We start from the raw sequence: 13,328 nt of genomic DNA, 5'->3' as shown, positions 1-13,328 counted from the left end.
GCCCTAGGCCGCGCGATGGCCGGTTAATGGAACGAGATTGCCGCGACCACCTCGAAGCCAGCCGTCGATGACGCCTGGACATTGTAGGTGCTGGTTGCCGAAACCCCCCGATGCATGACCGCAGCCTTCGCGCATGTGGACAATACCATTACTGCTGTCGCATTGCTGTTGGTGATCAAGCGACACACCGGAGAACGTCATGGCGCCGGTCGCCGGCTCGACGCCACTGGCGCTAGCTAGGACGCAGCTATCCGCCACCGTGGTCAAAGTGCTGATTGTCGGATCGTTGCCGGTTGCAGATTTAAAATCATCATGCGTGTTCGATACGTAGCCGGTTAGCGTGTAGACATCGGCCGCCGAGAACGAGTGGAGGCCGGACCAATCTACTATGATCGTGATAACGCCACCGGTCGTGATCTCGCGATAGGCAATACCGGTCTGCGTGCCTTCATTGGATCCATCGTTGATACCGTTTTGCCCAGGAAGTGTTCCGTTTGTGCCGTCGATGCTGACGGACACCATGGTCCGCACACCGGCAGAGTTGCGCAGGCTGTGCGGGCAAACCACAACGATCTTGTTGCCTGCCGCGCCAACGTTAGCGGTGAACGTATGCGGATCGGTGGTGGCATTATCCGTAAACGTGCCGATGTAGGTAACGGTAGGCCCCGTAGGTGGCGGCGGGCTGCCGCCAGCCTAGTTGCCATACATTTGCCCAGTGCTCATAAACATCGGGGTTTCCCGTCAGCGTTCGAAAATGGCTATGAAGGCGCAGCAGTATCCTGCGAAACGAGGTGCCGTCATTTGGCCGCCTCTAATTGCTGCCGAAGCTCCCAAATCTCATCCCAGTGGACGCTCCAGCTATCAGTTGGACGTGCCCAGTCTGGCGGTGTCGGGCCGTTCACAAACAACGGACTTGGCTCCCAGGGCCGAATGCCCAGGGCGCGATCGAGCATGATCTCATCGCCGGCCTTGAAGTAGGCGATGGCCTCGGGCGTGATGCGGTAGCGCTTAGCCTTGGAGGTACGGCGTTTCATCGGCGTGGATCTCCGAACTGGAGCAAAGCCCAGGCCGGCTTTTTGCTCCACCATTCGGGCCGGCTGGACAGAAATGCAGCCCCTAGACGCGCCCATTCCGCAGGCGCGTCGGCGAGCTTCTGAGAGTCGTCGAGGATGTCATAGCCAAGCTCCGTCAAATCTCCGAAACCGTCATAGCCAGTCTGAAAAATCTCCGCCCACGCCTCCACATGTGTCGAGATGTGCTTCTTCGATCCGCGTCTCTTCACCGGCATCGATCAACCTCTATTGCTTCGAATGGCGGGCGGGCGCCGCGTCTCTGCCGGCGGCTCGCTGTCAAGATCAAGTTCGCGGATCAGACGCGCAAATCCGATTTTGGCGTCACGTTCGATGGCGACTTCAGGACGGCTTCTCGGGCAGCCTTGGCTGTCAGTGAAGGTCAAACCAAATTTGCCGATCGCGGCGCGCGCTGCCTGCATCCTTTCCCAACTTTCAGCGGCGGCCTGAAGCAACCGCAAGTGATGGCCCTCGAGGTGATACTCAGCCACGACTTCGGCCCACCATTTCTTGGACGCGACCGACAGATGAGCAGGTGCCGGTACCTTGGGCACATGAAGCTTTCCCTGTGCCGGTGGGCTGGCAGCCGGGACAACAGTAAGCGATGCGGTCGACGCTGGCCCTCTAGATCCCATCAGTTAGGCCTCCCCACGCGCGCGGAACGAACCGGGGAGGCAAAACTGTCTGTTGTGGGCCGGAACCGGTCTTTGAAAAGATGCCGGAATCTTCCTCTTCGGCCCCCGGGCTGGTCACCACATCCGCCTCCATGGCCCTGGAGGTTCGACGGCATCAACGAGCGCTTGCGGATAATAATCATCGACCTCGATGCCGGCGTCGTAATCGATGGCTATCCCCTGCAGCGCGTCTTCCCAGACGGTTGGGTCGAAATGCCGGTAGAAGTCCGACGAGGCCCAGAGCATCGGGTCTTCTGGCTCGGCGAAATCGACGTACATAAGCACGGTCATGCCGTCTTCGGCGCGAGCGATTGCAATGTATGCGACAGTCAGGCCGGCCTTGACGGCTGTCGTGACTTCAGGGAGTAGATACGCCCACATGGAGCGCACCGTTGCCATCTCGTCGGTGATCACGACGGGATAGAGATCGATCGGCCTGGCTAGCTCTGCCTGTGCACACTGGACCATTGCCCAGTCGCACAATTCCTTGTGGCGCAACTCGATCTGGTGACGATCGGCGCCGCGCGCCTGCAGGACAGCAAGTTCACCGGAGATGGTTGCGTCGAGATCGGCCATGAAGCTCACAACATCCATTCACACCCGCTCGCCGTAGCGCTTGCGGTAGTTGTCCTTCATCAGCTTGACAGCTTTGCTGTTGCCCTCGGTCAGGCCAGCACGCTCAAGCCGGCGGATCCAGTAAAGGTCATCCGCCTTCTTCTTCGGGTCATAGAGGCGGACAACCTGGACGGGCTTCGCTTTGGGGCGGGCGCTTGTGAGATACACCGGCTTCAGCGGCGTGGTGAGTTTCACCGGCTTCAGCGGCTCCGCGGCCTTCGGGGCCGTGGGCCGCTGCATCTTGCCCTGGCTGCTCATGTCTCTGGTCAGATATTGCATTCGACTGCTCCTTTTCCGCTCAATCAGATCCGACGAGCTTCCTGGTCATGTGGATCCCGTGCTCCATGATGCCCTGGCAACGGCCCGGCAGCTTTCGCGGTAACTTTACGTTCGCCTGCACGGCTGCTGCGTGGAGAAGCACGCCTAGGCCGAGCAAATCCTCGAGCTCGTCGATCTTCTCGCTGATCGCATTCCGGTAGGCGTCGATCCGTGGTCCGAGAGACGCGAGGTCCGCATCAAAGGCCGCACGGTGTCTCTCAAGCAGCTGCAGCGCTTCCCGCTCACGCTTGAGGCACGGCTCAATCTCCTGGCCAGCTTGGTCGACCTGTGCGGCGGTGATGACCGGCGGCTCACCCGGGCGCTGGCTGTGATAGATGCGGTGGGCCTCGCGGTGCTTGGCCTGGGCTGCTTCGCGTTCCGCAACCGCCGCGCGCCAATCCCGCTCCGCATCGGTGATGGCTGCAGGCTTCGGTGGGATTTTCAGTTTAGCGAAGTCCATGTCGGCCGCCTTCGGCAATCTCGCGAGCATGTTGCTCCTCCTGTTCTTGGGAGAATCTACGCCCGGCCGAGACGGCTGTGATTAACGCGTTATTCAGGATGCGAAGCGCGGCATTGCCGAGACGCTTTCGGCTGCGGCTGCCGACCTCGTCCACGGCGCCAACCTCCATCATCAGGCCGACAGTCACATGGTCGATCTGGATCGGCAGAATGATGCCGCCATGGTCGCGGCGCGCTTTTAGACGGTCCTGCCGCTCGCGGCCGAGCCGGCGCCTCCGCTCTTGGCGTTCTTCGGGCGTGCCGACAGTAGGTCTGCCGCGAGCCATTCAGGCGCACCCGTACGTCAAATGTTGAAGGCGGTTCTCCGTATGGCGATATCGCGCGAACGAAAGTTTTGAACGATGGTTGAAGCTCGGAACACCACCGCGCGATGAGGAGTCGTCGCCATGTTGTTTGCACCGCTGGATATGCACGGCGAAAAGCGCGCCGACATCCATCGAGCCAATCGGCTCTCGATGCTTCATGACCGCGTCGTTAAGCGGATGGACAAGGTGGACCAGGCGGCGGACGAGGTCGAGCAGGCGGCGGCCGTTTTGGTCGATGTCACGCGCCGCTCTGCCGTCGAGGCTTTTCGCGAAGCGATCTGCGGTAGTTCCTCGGCAGCTTTCCTTCAGGGTTAATCGATATATTCCTCCCTTGGCCTCGCTAGGAGGATGAGTGCCGCCGTTGGTGCTTGGCCCTTCCTTCCCAAGCCATGCGGCGTTGGTGACGTTCTCGACGTTTCGCGATTTTGGCGGTCTAAAATCTCCTTTTCGGTAAAAAGTCTGGGTAACGGTCTCTTCTCTGTCTCGTGTAACCGTATAAGTCTCAGTCTCTGTAGTAAGAAACCGTTCGGCAACTGTTCGGCAACGGTTCCCTTTCATGATGCCGAACGCCTTGTCATGAAGTTCGTCCCGACGAGGCGCGAACCTCCCGCGTTCAAGGTTTCGATAGTGCTGGGGAGTAGGGCGGGCTGCAATTCGGCCTCGGCGACTTCCCGGACCTCGTCGCTTTCCAGTTCGGAAACCTGCCTCACGATTGCCTTCTGATGGTTGGCGTTCATGGGCTTGTTGTGGTTGTACCAGCCGGGCACGAAATACTCATCGGTGGCAGGATCGAAGGCGAGCAAACCGCCGTCGACAAGCTCTTGCCGCGCCGTCCGCATGCGTTCGATCGGCCAAACCAGATCCGCTGCGCCGTACTGATCCGGCATCCGAAAACAGCCCGCGCTCGTCTGGTGGTCACAGGTGAACAGGAACACCAAAAGGTAACGCGCATCATCGGAAGGGAGAGCGCGGAACCGCCGCGACCGCCAAACCTTCGGGCTGATCTTGCTGAACTCGCGGCTCATTGCGCGGCCTCGCATCTCAGCCGGCGGTGCTCGGCCTTGTGGTGCGCCCTGCAAAGCCAGCGAACCGCCATCGGCTCGTTGTAGTTTGGATGATGTGCGTCAACCTCAATGGCGCCGCAGACTTCGCACGGCTGCTTCTCGACTAGTCCGCGCCTCAGAGCGGACCTCAGGCACGCGTGAGCCCAGCGCTCTTGCGGATGGCCTTCAGCCCATCGTGCTTGCCGCCCCCAGCGCTTTTCTGTAGAGTTCGCTCCTCTGCTGCTTTGGATATCGTTACAGCGAAGCTCGCCCTGGCCGGCGGGCTTTCGCTTTTCAGCGCTGCGGGATGTTGTCATTGCTGACACCTCGCAGATTGCTGGCGCGGATGATCTCGACGCCTTCGACGGCTGTGACGCCGAAACGGGCTTGCAGACACGGCAGCAGCGCGCGGCGATCGTCAGGCCGACGAGTGCGCCATTCGGCCACGGCGTCGACCATTTCCGGGGTTGGTACGAAGCCAGCCATCAGAACACCCCCGCGATCATGAGGATGAGGAAGCCGATAGCCAGGACGGCCGGGAAGTAGGGGAGGGCGGCCACCATCTTATGCGGCCTCCCTGATGGGCAGGGACTTTAGGTAGAGGGACAGTTCATCACTGAGGATGATCGTCCGCCGGCCGGCTTTTCGCGCGGTCAGCTTACCGAGCTTGATGGCTTCGAAAATCTTCGTGCGACCGATGCCTGACCGGTCCACAGCTTCATCGATTGTGAGGCCAATCTTACGCTTGTCGTCGTCGTCCATTTTTTGCTCCATGAATTTGCGCGAATGCGCGTCCGTTCACGGAAGCAAACATGCGGTAGATCAGCCCGATTTTTTTATTTCTGGCAGAACGGCTCGTTTTGCCAAGTAGCCGCGCAAGGTGCGTAGGGAAGGTTTAGCCAGTCCCGTCGTCGGCCACTCGGTATTAAGGATGGTTTTGGCGGCTTCAGTGCAATTGCTTAGATCGATATCAGCATTGGCCTGGATAATCTTTCGGGCTTGAGCTTGCCAAGCAGACGCCTTCTCCTTTCGCACCCTATTGCCCTCGTCGGCTCCGGTGGCTTGGCGCTCGAAGTCTTCCAGCCGCTTTTGGCCGGAGAACTTCAAACTTGACTCTCGCCAGAAGCTACCGAGTTTGACGGCGTAACCCGCCATCCTTAACAATTCTGATTTCTCGAGAGCATGATTGCACTCATCGATCAATTCCAACAACTTACCGATATACCAGAGCTTAGACTGGTATTTGAAAGACTGAAGGTACCAACACGTCCGCGCATATGTACGCTTCCCGGCTGATTTTATGTCAACAGCATCCGCATACTTCCATGCGGCGGGATTGAGTTTGTCAAATTCAACAAGCCGCCCCGCCTCAGGCAGGTCAGAAGATTGGAGGGCTAGCGCCAACTCGTCTTGCAAATGACACATCCATCTTGGGAAATCTTCGGCTGGATCTACAATAGCCGCAAACGCTTCAGTTTCGGTGACGTCAAAGTGCACGCGCTCATGCCGCGTGATGCCTGTTCCAACCTTTTGCCGTCTAGGCATCTGCCTGCCCTCCGTTCTTCAGATGCACGACGTTTGCACCGTTTTGCGGCACCAGCGGCACGATCGCCGCTCGCGCCATTTCCTCAAGGCCGGACGTGATCCACTTCGAATAGTGCCGCTCGATCATCACGATGCTGGTATCATGCAGCGCCGCAACCAATCGGATCGGAAGATTTTTACGGATGCCTTTGACGATGCTGGAATGCCGTAGGGCATACGGGATAACATCGGGCAAACCGGCCTTTTCTTTAATGGCCTGCCAAGGGCGGACCATTTCAGCGTATTGCCATGGCCCTCGGCCCGCGCGCTGCCACCGTATGCCCGTTACCTGTTCGTAGCGCTGGCGCTCAAGCAATGTTGCGTCCGCCGGACGGCCCGTGACCACGGGGACGAGCTCGTCCATCACGTCTCGGCCGACTGGCATGGCGATCGAACCCGTCTTTACGCGGCGACCTTTTCGGCTGACGGGGACCATGATCCTTCCGGCGCCGATCTGACAGTCGCCGACACGGACCCTTGCGACCTGGGAGAAACGTGCACCAGTCGCTGTAAGGACGAGGATAATCCGGAATAGATCGCCGCCCATGTCATTCGCCGCGTCGACCTCGCGGGCGGCGCGCAACAAACGAGTGATCTCGGCATCGCTCAGGATTTGGTTTTCTCTGGCGATAGGCTCGGCCTCATCCTCGCTTTCAGCCTTCAGGCCGTCTTTGATGATCGACGGCAGCGCTGGACGGAGCTTGGCCTTGTTGGCGGCATAGGCGGTATTGAGAGCCGCCTTTAGATCATTGACGAGTCGTTGCCGTGTGGTGGCCTTCATGGTGGCGGGCAACGTTCCCCGCCATGCCGTCAAATCGTTTTCAGTCAGCATGTACAGCGTGACTGTGGATAATTCAGAGGGCTCGATTTGCTTTTGTTTGCCTCGGGGAGGCTGGCCAAGTACGTACCGTCTCAATCGCCGGCCGGCATCCGAGCGAACGGCGCGACCTCGCCTCTTGCTGTCCCTCTCGTCTCTGTTGGCAACATACAGCGAGACGGCGCTTGCGACCGTCAAAGCAGGGCCTTCGGCCTCTGCTACAGCTCGGTGGCGTTCGCTTTCGACAAGGTTGCGGGCGGCCTTCTCTGCGGCCTGAAAGTCTAGGTTTCCAACTTTGATCGTGTCGTCGGCTACCCCGATTGAAGCCTGTTTGTAGCCGATCCCGTTGCGCCACCTGACAAGCCAGACACCGCCTCGCTTGCCCTTGCGGTAGCCGAGGTGAACTTCCGGGTCGAGACCTCGCCAATGCAATCCGATTGGCAGCGATGCGCGGGCATTGCGCGTCGTGATCGATGCTTCATGCAGGGTCTTCGCCATGTCGTTCCCCTCCAAACTCGTCAAATATCCATCAAATATACCCCCGCGTACCCCGGTGAACAATAGCGAACTGAAAACCTTCAAACCCTTTGTTTCATTGAACTTCCGCAACCGCGCATGAACGAGTTATCAGTCCAAAGCGCGCCCTTTGAAGGCGTGAATCGTGGTTCGAGCCCATGAGCGGGAACCAACTCTCGATCCAAGACCTCTCGACAGCTATGCCACGCCCGTCCCGGGTGATCACGCGCGGCTGAACTTCTCGACAAGAAGCACTGCCGATCCAAATAGGTCACGACCTGTTGGCATCACCAGAAGATCGTGAAGAAGATCACGGTCTGTAACTGGCCGCATATTGGGAAGCAGAAGATCCGGTCGGCGCAAGCCGGCCGGTTTTTGTGCCGAGAGCAATTCCAGGAAAAGTGTGAAACGGTTTTCCCGGGAAAAGCGCGGAGGCGCTTTCCCTTGGGAAAAGGCAAAAGTGGCGGAGGTTACTTTCCGAGCTTGCTCGCGGCCCGTGCGAGTGCCTCGATCTCGTCCCATTTGCCGGCCTTGACCAGCTCGTCCGGCGCCACCCAGGAGCCGCCGACACAGACAACGTTGGGCAGGCTGAGATAGTCAGCGGCGTTCTTGGCCGAGATGCCACCGGTCGGGCAGAATTTCACATCGGCCAGCGGCGAGGCGAACGCCTTCAGCGAGGCGATGCCGCCCGACTGTTCGGCCGGAAAGAATTTCAGGAAACGCAGGCCGGCCTCGCGGGCGGCCATGATTTCGCCCGGTGTGATGGCGCCCGGCAGCAAGGGAACGTCGCTGTCCCTGGCCGCCGCGAGCAGCTCGCGCGTGATGCCGGGGCTGACGATGAATTTCGAGCCGGCGGCGGCCGCCTCGTCGAACTGCTTGGCATCGAGAATGGTGCCGGATCCGACAATGGCGCCCTCGACCTCGCCTGCGACGCGGCGGATCGCTTCCAGGGCATCGGCGGTCCTCAGCGTGATCTCGATCGCCGCCAGGCCGCCAGCGGCGAGCGCCCGGGCAAGCGGCACGGCGTCCGCGACATTGGCGATCTTCAGCACGGGGATGACCGGCTGGCCGTTGAGCAGCGACAGGAGCTTTTCGGTCTTGCTGGGCATTGGCTTGTCTCTCCGGGGGATGATTTCAACCGATTAGCAGAAGGCAGATTCCGAGTCCACGAAAGCCGGCCTGCCGCGTTGTCACATCTGTCGGCCCACGAGCCACTCAGCGAATGCCGACAAGGCTTTGTCGGCTTTGCCTTGAATCCGCTTTGACCACGGTTTAGTGGCTTGGCGATGACCAACCATGAACCTGTGCGCGTCGCGGCGCTCTACAAATTTGCAGCGTTGGGCGACTTCGACACGTTGCGGGCCGTGCGGACGCCGCTCGCCGCCTTCTGCTGCGGCCGCGGCATCAAGGGCACGCTGCTTCTGGCGCAGGAAGGCATCAACGGCACGGTCGCCGGCGGCGAGACCAATATTGCCGATCTGATCGCTTATCTGGAGTCCATTGAGGGCCTTGCAGGCCTCGAGGTCAAATACAGCACCGCCGCCGAAATGCCGTTCCATCGCATGAAGGTGCGGTTGAAGCGCGAGATCGTCACCATGGGCGTCGAAGACCTCGATCCGGCGACGGGCGCCGGCACCTATGTCGCGCCGGCCGACTGGAATGCGCTGATCTCGGATCCCGGGACCATCGTGATCGACACGCGCAATGCCTACGAGGTGTCGATCGGCACTTTTGAGCGCGCCGTCGATCCACAGACATCGAGCTTTCGCGAATTCCCAGCCTGGGTGGAAAAGCATCGCGACGCGCTCGATGGCCGCAAGGTCGCGATGTTCTGCACCGGCGGCATTCGCTGCGAAAAGGCGACGGCCTATGTGAAGTCGCTCGGCTTCGAGGATGTGTTCCATCTCAAGGGCGGCATCCTCAGATATCTCGAAGAGGTGCCGGCCGAAGAAAGCCTTTGGCAAGGTGAGTGCTTCGTGTTCGACGAAAGGGTATCGGTCTCGCATGGGCTGACAGAGGGCGAAGCCGAACTCTGCCGCGCCTGCCGGCATCCGCTGACGCCCGAGGACCGGCTGTCGCCGCATTATGCCACCGGCGTGTCATGCCCGCATTGCTTCGAGGCCCGCTCGGACGAGGATCGTGCCCGCTACGCTGAGCGCCAGCGCCAGGTCGAACTGGCTCAGGCCCAGGGCAGGGGACATATCGGAAGCTAGCTCGGTATCGCTGGGCTTCGGTCACCACGCGACGGAATAGCGGTCGATCACCCATAGCCACGTGCCATCGGCCTGCCGGCGCGCAACCTCTGAGGTCACCGTGCCGTCGGGAAGCCGGGTCGAGGTCAGTGCCAGGGCGCCGTTGATGGCCGCCGGTCGCTGCTCGCCACGTTGGAATTTGCGACCGGTCGCGGCAAATGCATCGAACAAAGCTCGGATGGCGTCATGGCCGCGCGTCAATTCCGCCTCGCCGGTGTCGATGACGGCATCGTGTTCGAACAGCGCCACCATTCCGTCAATGTCTCCCACCCACTGCCGGTCGATAAGCAGGCGCTCGAGATCCTGCGGATTCCGCGCAGGCTGGCGTTCTGTCTCGTCGGTCACGGCAAAGCTCCTCCCTCGTCACGAAGGGCGTGACACTAGCGCAAGCCGCTACCCATTTCGACACATCGAGATCCAGTTTGGAGACGCCGCATCGCTGGCAAAGCGCCCGTCCGTCATTGTAATGTCAACAAGCGGGACCTACGTCTGCAACGTCCAAAACCTGCTCGTTCCTATCGGGCACGAGCCCTTTTCTGGAGGCACCATGTTCGACCCCAAGAAGCTTCTCGACGACCTGCTCGGCTCGCAAGTCCCCGGCACCACCGGCACCGTCCGCGACAAGGCAGGACAGGCCGTGCAGATGGCCAAGGACAATCCGCTGGCCGCCGGTGCGCTGGCCGCGGTGTTGCTTGGGACGGGAACGGGACGCCAGGTGACGGGCACCGCCATCAAGCTCGGCGGGTTGGCCGCGATCGGCGGTCTCGCTTACAAGGCCTACCAGAACTACAAGGCCGGCAATGCCCCCGAGCAGGCGCCAGCGGCCGGGACGTCAGGGGCAGGCGGTCCGGAATTGCTGCCGCCGCCCGCCGACACCGCCTTTCATCCTTCGCAGGCGCCGCAGGGCGAGGACGAGTTCACGCTGACCCTGGTGCGGGCGATGATTTCGGCGGCCAAGGCCGACGGCCATGTCGACGACGAGGAGCGAGAAAAGATCGCCGGCAAGCTCAAGCTCGCCGGCGTCGGTTCCGATGCCGAAAAATTCCTGCTGGCCGAGTTGGACAGCCCGCTCGACCTCGACACGCTGGTCGCCGGCGCCAAGACCGATGAGCAGAGGCTCGAGCTCTATACGGCGTCGCGGCTGGCCATCGATCCCGATACGCGCGCCGAGCGCGGCTATCTCGACCTGCTCGCCGGCCGGCTTGGCCTGCCGGATGCCCTGGTCGACCATGTCGAGGCGACGGTGTCGGCGGCCAAGGTGCCGGCCCCGGCGGGGACCGCGCCGAACCCGCGCTGGTAGCCAGGGCGGCCGCGCGGCTGAGGCAGAGCCGCCGGGCCGGAAAAATGCGTTAACGTCTCGTTTACCGAGGAAGCGCATGATTCTAACAGTCGGATCGGCTTATCCTCCTCCCAAGCCCGGTTCAGATCGGGGCGGTCGCCAATGACCGCCCTTTTTGTTCAGCCGATCACCGAGTGTTCGGCTTGCCATGATCCCCGTCATTTGCGATGGCTCGGTGCATTCGGATGCATGCGCGGTGCGCAGGAGCAAAACCATGACAGCCCTCACAGAGAAAACCGCAATCGTCACCGGCGCCGGCACTGGCATCGGCAAGAGCGTCGCCACCGCGCTGCTCAAGGCGGGCTGGAACACCGTGTTTTGTGGCCGCCGCAAACAGGTGCTCGACGCTGCGATCGCCGAAGCCGGCAGGACGGACGCCAAGGCATTGGCGGTGGCTTGCGACATCAGCAGGCCTGGTGAAGTCGACGATCTGTTCGAGACGGTGGCGGCGGCCTTCGGGCGCGTCGACCTGCTCTTCAACAACGCCGGCATGAGCTACAAGTCGACGCCGATCGACGAAATCCCGGTCGAGGTCTGGAACGACATTGTCGGCGTCAATCTCACGGGATCGTTCCTGTGCGCCCGCGCCGCTTTCGGCGCCATGCGCAGGCAAAAGCCAATAGGCGGCCGCATCATCAACAACGGTTCGGTATCGGCCTATGCACCGCGGCCGGGCTCCGTGCCCTACACGGCGACCAAGCACGCGATCACCGGGCTGACCAAGACGCTGGCGCTCGACGGCCGGCCCTATGACATCGCCTGCGGCCAGATCGACATCGGCAACGCGCTGACCGACATGGCGCAGGCGATGACGGTCGGCGTGCCGCAGGCCAACGGCTCGATCGCCGCCGAAGCGGTGATGGACGTCCAGCGCGTCGCCGACGCCGTCGTCCACATGGCCAGCCTGCCGCTTGATGCCAATGTGTTGTTCATGACGGTGATGGCGACGAAGATGCCGTTTGTGGGCAGAGGGTAGCGGCCGGTTCGCGAAGCGAATTCATCGTGCCAGTGGCATGGTGAAGGCCAGTGAACGCCGGGACGCGGCCAAGCAGCGGGGGGCCCGGCCGGCCGGCCGTGACTACTTCTTCAAAAATGCTTCGATCCGCTCCAGCGCGCGCAAGATGTTCTCCTCGGAATTGGCGTAGGAGAGCCTGATATAGCCTTCGCCGAGAATGCCGAAATCGGGGCCGCCGATCAGCGCGACACCGGCATCCTCGAGCAGGGCTGAGGCGAGCTTCTTGGCCTTCCAACCGGTCTTCGAGACATTGGGGAAGGCGTAGAAGGCGCCCTTGGGCGTGATGCAGGAGACGCCGGGCAGGGCGTTCAGCCCCTCAACCACGATCTTCCTGCGGTTGTCGAAGGCGCGCATCATCTTGTCGACATCGTCCTGCGGGCCGTCGATGGCGGCGATGCCGGCGAACTGGCTGGGCGCGTTGACGCAGGACCAGCAATTGACGGCCAGCTTGCGCACCTTGTCGTAGAGGTGGCCGCCCTTGTCGCCGTTCGGCCAGATCGACCAGCCCATGCGCCAGCCCGTCATCGCCCAGGTCTTCGACCAGCCATTGAGCACGATCAGCCGGTCGCGGATTTCGGGGAAATTCAGCAGCGAGAAGTGCGTCTCACCGTCATAGGTCATGACGTCGTAGATCTCGTCCGACAGAACCGCGACCTGCGGGTGCTTCTCCAGTCCCTTGACCAGCTTCTCGATCTCGGCGCGCGGGGTCACGCCGCCGGTCGGGTTGGCCGGCGAGTTGAGGATCAGCAGCCTGGTCTTCGATGTGATTAGTGCCAGCGTCTCCTCAGCCGAGAAGGCAAAGCCGTTCTCCTCGCGGATCGGCACCGGAATGGGGGCCGCGCCGGTGAATTCGATCATCGAGCGGTAGATCGGAAATCCTGGATCGGGATAGAGAATTTCGGCACCCGGTTCGCCGAACATCAGGATGGCCGCGAACATGGTCGGCTTGCCGCCGGGAAGGATCATCACATTCTCGGCCGAGACCTCGACGCCGGTCGTGGTCAGCGTGCGCCGCACCACCGCCTCGCGGGTCGCCAGAAGCCCGTTGGCCGGAGTATAGCCATGGTGGCCCTCACGCAGCGCCTTGATCGCCGCCTCGACGATGTGCTGCGGGGTTTTGAAGTCGGGCTGGCCGATGCCGAGATTTACGATGTCGCGGCCCTGTTGCGCCAGCGCCGTCGCCCTCGCGAGCACCGCAAAGGCGTTTTCCTCGCCGAGACGGTCGAAGGCCGAAATCGTGTGGAGCATTTTTCCCGTCCGT

Annotated in this window: 20 protein-coding genes; 4 read left to right on the top strand and 16 right to left on the bottom strand. The window is 61.5% G+C overall.

Annotated features, from left to right (window positions below):
• Positions 1 to 3: 3 nt before the first annotated feature.
• The 8 genes from ACWGTI_RS03435 to ACWGTI_RS03400 all read right to left on the bottom strand — a co-directional run bounded on the left by ACWGTI_RS03435 (position 4) and on the right by ACWGTI_RS03400 (position 3,462).
• Positions 4 to 522 (bottom strand): hypothetical protein, encoded by a 519-nt coding sequence (locus tag ACWGTI_RS03435; protein WP_454585795.1) that lies wholly within the window; start codon positions 520 to 522, stop codon positions 4 to 6.
• 275 nt (positions 523 to 797) lie between these two features.
• Positions 798 to 1,034 carry a hypothetical protein gene (locus tag ACWGTI_RS03430; RefSeq protein ID WP_454585794.1) on the bottom strand — a complete coding sequence of 79 codons (237 nt, stop codon included), beginning with the start codon at positions 1,032 to 1,034 and terminating at the stop codon, positions 798 to 800.
• Entirely contained in the window at positions 1,031 to 1,288 is a 258-nt protein-coding gene (locus ACWGTI_RS03425) for a hypothetical protein (RefSeq protein WP_454585793.1), read from the bottom strand. The genes ACWGTI_RS03430 and ACWGTI_RS03425 overlap by 4 nt, the downstream gene beginning before the upstream one ends.
• Positions 1,289 to 1,291: 3 nt before the next feature.
• Entirely contained in the window at positions 1,292 to 1,624 is a 333-nt protein-coding gene (locus tag ACWGTI_RS03420) for a P27 family phage terminase small subunit (RefSeq protein WP_454585792.1), read from the bottom strand.
• A gap of 195 nt (positions 1,625 to 1,819) precedes the next feature.
• Positions 1,820 to 2,320, bottom strand: coding sequence for a hypothetical protein (locus tag ACWGTI_RS03415; RefSeq protein WP_454585791.1), 501 nt, complete (start codon positions 2,318 to 2,320; stop codon positions 1,820 to 1,822).
• An 18-nt stretch (positions 2,321 to 2,338) separates the two neighbouring features.
• Positions 2,339 to 2,638: a hypothetical protein gene (locus tag ACWGTI_RS03410; RefSeq protein WP_454585790.1), complete on the bottom strand. Its 300-nt coding sequence runs from the start codon at positions 2,636 to 2,638 to the stop codon at positions 2,339 to 2,341.
• A gap of 19 nt (positions 2,639 to 2,657) precedes the next feature.
• Positions 2,658 to 3,167, bottom strand: coding sequence for a hypothetical protein (locus tag ACWGTI_RS03405; protein ID WP_454585789.1), 510 nt, complete (start codon positions 3,165 to 3,167; stop codon positions 2,658 to 2,660).
• Positions 3,124 to 3,462, bottom strand: coding sequence for a hypothetical protein (locus tag ACWGTI_RS03400; RefSeq protein ID WP_454585788.1), 339 nt, complete (start codon positions 3,460 to 3,462; stop codon positions 3,124 to 3,126). The genes ACWGTI_RS03405 and ACWGTI_RS03400 overlap by 44 nt, the downstream gene beginning before the upstream one ends.
• 120 nt (positions 3,463 to 3,582) lie before the next feature.
• On the opposite strand from ACWGTI_RS03400, the gene ACWGTI_RS03395 reads away from it, so the two are divergent.
• Complete coding sequence (locus ACWGTI_RS03395) at positions 3,583 to 3,816, top strand: hypothetical protein (protein WP_454585787.1); 234 nt, start codon at positions 3,583 to 3,585, stop codon at positions 3,814 to 3,816.
• Positions 3,817 to 4,055: 239 nt separating this feature from the next.
• On the opposite strand, the gene ACWGTI_RS03390 is transcribed toward ACWGTI_RS03395, so the two are convergent.
• The 6 genes from ACWGTI_RS03390 to ACWGTI_RS03365 form a co-directional block, all read right to left on the bottom strand.
• The gene (locus tag ACWGTI_RS03390) at positions 4,056 to 4,526 is read right to left on the bottom strand and encodes a hypothetical protein (protein WP_454585786.1); all 471 of its coding nucleotides are present in this window, start codon (positions 4,524 to 4,526) and stop codon (positions 4,056 to 4,058) included.
• A gap of 312 nt (positions 4,527 to 4,838) precedes the next feature.
• On the bottom strand, positions 4,839 to 5,030 hold the full coding sequence (locus ACWGTI_RS03385) for a hypothetical protein (RefSeq protein WP_454585785.1): 192 nt from the start codon (positions 5,028 to 5,030) through the stop codon (positions 4,839 to 4,841).
• A 78-nt stretch (positions 5,031 to 5,108) separates the two neighbouring features.
• Positions 5,109 to 5,306 (bottom strand): helix-turn-helix domain-containing protein, encoded by a 198-nt coding sequence (locus tag ACWGTI_RS03380; RefSeq protein WP_454585784.1) that lies wholly within the window; start codon positions 5,304 to 5,306, stop codon positions 5,109 to 5,111.
• A gap of 60 nt (positions 5,307 to 5,366) precedes the next feature.
• Positions 5,367 to 6,089 carry a hypothetical protein gene (locus ACWGTI_RS03375; protein WP_454585783.1) on the bottom strand — a complete coding sequence of 241 codons (723 nt, stop codon included), beginning with the start codon at positions 6,087 to 6,089 and terminating at the stop codon, positions 5,367 to 5,369.
• Positions 6,082 to 7,443, bottom strand: a complete 1,362-nt coding sequence (locus tag ACWGTI_RS03370; protein ID WP_454585782.1) for a tyrosine-type recombinase/integrase — start codon at positions 7,441 to 7,443, stop codon at positions 6,082 to 6,084. The genes ACWGTI_RS03375 and ACWGTI_RS03370 overlap by 8 nt, the downstream gene beginning before the upstream one ends.
• Before the next feature lie 488 nt (positions 7,444 to 7,931).
• A complete protein-coding gene (locus ACWGTI_RS03365; protein WP_454585781.1) occupies positions 7,932 to 8,570 on the bottom strand; it encodes a 2-dehydro-3-deoxy-phosphogluconate aldolase in 639 nt (212 codons plus the stop codon).
• A gap of 177 nt (positions 8,571 to 8,747) precedes the next feature.
• Here ACWGTI_RS03365 and trhO point away from each other — a divergent pair, with 177 nt between their 5' ends.
• Positions 8,748 to 9,674 carry an oxygen-dependent tRNA uridine(34) hydroxylase TrhO gene (trhO, locus tag ACWGTI_RS03360; protein WP_454585780.1) on the top strand — a complete coding sequence of 309 codons (927 nt, stop codon included), beginning with the start codon at positions 8,748 to 8,750 and terminating at the stop codon, positions 9,672 to 9,674.
• A gap of 21 nt (positions 9,675 to 9,695) precedes the next feature.
• On the opposite strand, the gene ACWGTI_RS03355 is transcribed toward trhO, so the two are convergent.
• The gene (locus ACWGTI_RS03355) at positions 9,696 to 10,058 is read right to left on the bottom strand and encodes a YybH family protein (RefSeq protein WP_454585779.1); all 363 of its coding nucleotides are present in this window, start codon (positions 10,056 to 10,058) and stop codon (positions 9,696 to 9,698) included.
• A gap of 202 nt (positions 10,059 to 10,260) precedes the next feature.
• On the opposite strand from ACWGTI_RS03355, the gene ACWGTI_RS03350 reads away from it, so the two are divergent.
• Positions 10,261 to 11,013 (top strand): tellurite resistance TerB family protein, encoded by a 753-nt coding sequence (locus ACWGTI_RS03350; RefSeq protein WP_454585778.1) that lies wholly within the window; start codon positions 10,261 to 10,263, stop codon positions 11,011 to 11,013.
• Between the two features lie 253 nt (positions 11,014 to 11,266).
• Positions 11,267 to 12,028 (top strand): SDR family oxidoreductase, encoded by a 762-nt coding sequence (locus ACWGTI_RS03345; protein WP_454585777.1) that lies wholly within the window; start codon positions 11,267 to 11,269, stop codon positions 12,026 to 12,028.
• Positions 12,029 to 12,130: 102 nt separating this feature from the next.
• Here ACWGTI_RS03345 and ACWGTI_RS03340 read toward each other — a convergent pair whose 3' ends face one another.
• Positions 12,131 to 13,315, bottom strand: a complete 1,185-nt coding sequence (locus tag ACWGTI_RS03340) for a pyridoxal phosphate-dependent aminotransferase (protein ID WP_454585776.1) — start codon at positions 13,313 to 13,315, stop codon at positions 12,131 to 12,133.
• Between the last annotated feature and the right edge of the window lie 13 nt (positions 13,316 to 13,328).

The sequence above is a fragment of the Mesorhizobium sp. ArgA1 genome (assembly GCF_053714375.1).
Note: the sequence above shows the minus strand (reverse complement) of the source record. Positions and strands in the feature narration are given on the sequence as shown.

Bases quoted from the DNA above. Each gene is read 5' to 3' on its own strand.
- ACWGTI_RS03435 (WP_454585795.1), bottom strand. From the start codon at position 522: ATGGTGTCCGTCAGCATCGACGGCACAAACGGAACACTTCCTGGGCAA.
- ACWGTI_RS03430 (WP_454585794.1), bottom strand. From the start codon at position 1,034: ATGAAACGCCGTACCTCCAAGGCTAAGCGCTACCGCATCACGCCCGAG.
- ACWGTI_RS03425 (WP_454585793.1), bottom strand. From the start codon at position 1,288: ATGCCGGTGAAGAGACGCGGATCGAAGAAGCACATCTCGACACATGTG.
- ACWGTI_RS03415 (WP_454585791.1), bottom strand. From the start codon at position 2,320: ATGGCCGATCTCGACGCAACCATCTCCGGTGAACTTGCTGTCCTGCAG.
- ACWGTI_RS03410 (WP_454585790.1), bottom strand. From the start codon at position 2,638: ATGCAATATCTGACCAGAGACATGAGCAGCCAGGGCAAGATGCAGCGG.
- ACWGTI_RS03405 (WP_454585789.1), bottom strand. From the start codon at position 3,167: ATGCTCGCGAGATTGCCGAAGGCGGCCGACATGGACTTCGCTAAACTG.
- ACWGTI_RS03400 (WP_454585788.1), bottom strand. From the start codon at position 3,462: ATGGCTCGCGGCAGACCTACTGTCGGCACGCCCGAAGAACGCCAAGAG.
- ACWGTI_RS03395 (WP_454585787.1), top strand. From the start codon at position 3,583: ATGTTGTTTGCACCGCTGGATATGCACGGCGAAAAGCGCGCCGACATC.
- ACWGTI_RS03390 (WP_454585786.1), bottom strand. From the start codon at position 4,526: ATGAGCCGCGAGTTCAGCAAGATCAGCCCGAAGGTTTGGCGGTCGCGG.
- ACWGTI_RS03385 (WP_454585785.1), bottom strand. From the start codon at position 5,030: ATGGCTGGCTTCGTACCAACCCCGGAAATGGTCGACGCCGTGGCCGAA.
- ACWGTI_RS03380 (WP_454585784.1), bottom strand. From the start codon at position 5,306: ATGGACGACGACGACAAGCGTAAGATTGGCCTCACAATCGATGAAGCT.
- ACWGTI_RS03375 (WP_454585783.1), bottom strand. From the start codon at position 6,089: ATGCCTAGACGGCAAAAGGTTGGAACAGGCATCACGCGGCATGAGCGC.
- ACWGTI_RS03370 (WP_454585782.1), bottom strand. From the start codon at position 7,443: ATGGCGAAGACCCTGCATGAAGCATCGATCACGACGCGCAATGCCCGC.
- ACWGTI_RS03365 (WP_454585781.1), bottom strand. From the start codon at position 8,570: ATGCCCAGCAAGACCGAAAAGCTCCTGTCGCTGCTCAACGGCCAGCCG.
- trhO (WP_454585780.1), top strand. From the start codon at position 8,748: ATGACCAACCATGAACCTGTGCGCGTCGCGGCGCTCTACAAATTTGCA.
- ACWGTI_RS03350 (WP_454585778.1), top strand. From the start codon at position 10,261: ATGTTCGACCCCAAGAAGCTTCTCGACGACCTGCTCGGCTCGCAAGTC.
- ACWGTI_RS03345 (WP_454585777.1), top strand. From the start codon at position 11,267: ATGACAGCCCTCACAGAGAAAACCGCAATCGTCACCGGCGCCGGCACT.
- ACWGTI_RS03340 (WP_454585776.1), bottom strand. From the start codon at position 13,315: ATGCTCCACACGATTTCGGCCTTCGACCGTCTCGGCGAGGAAAACGCC.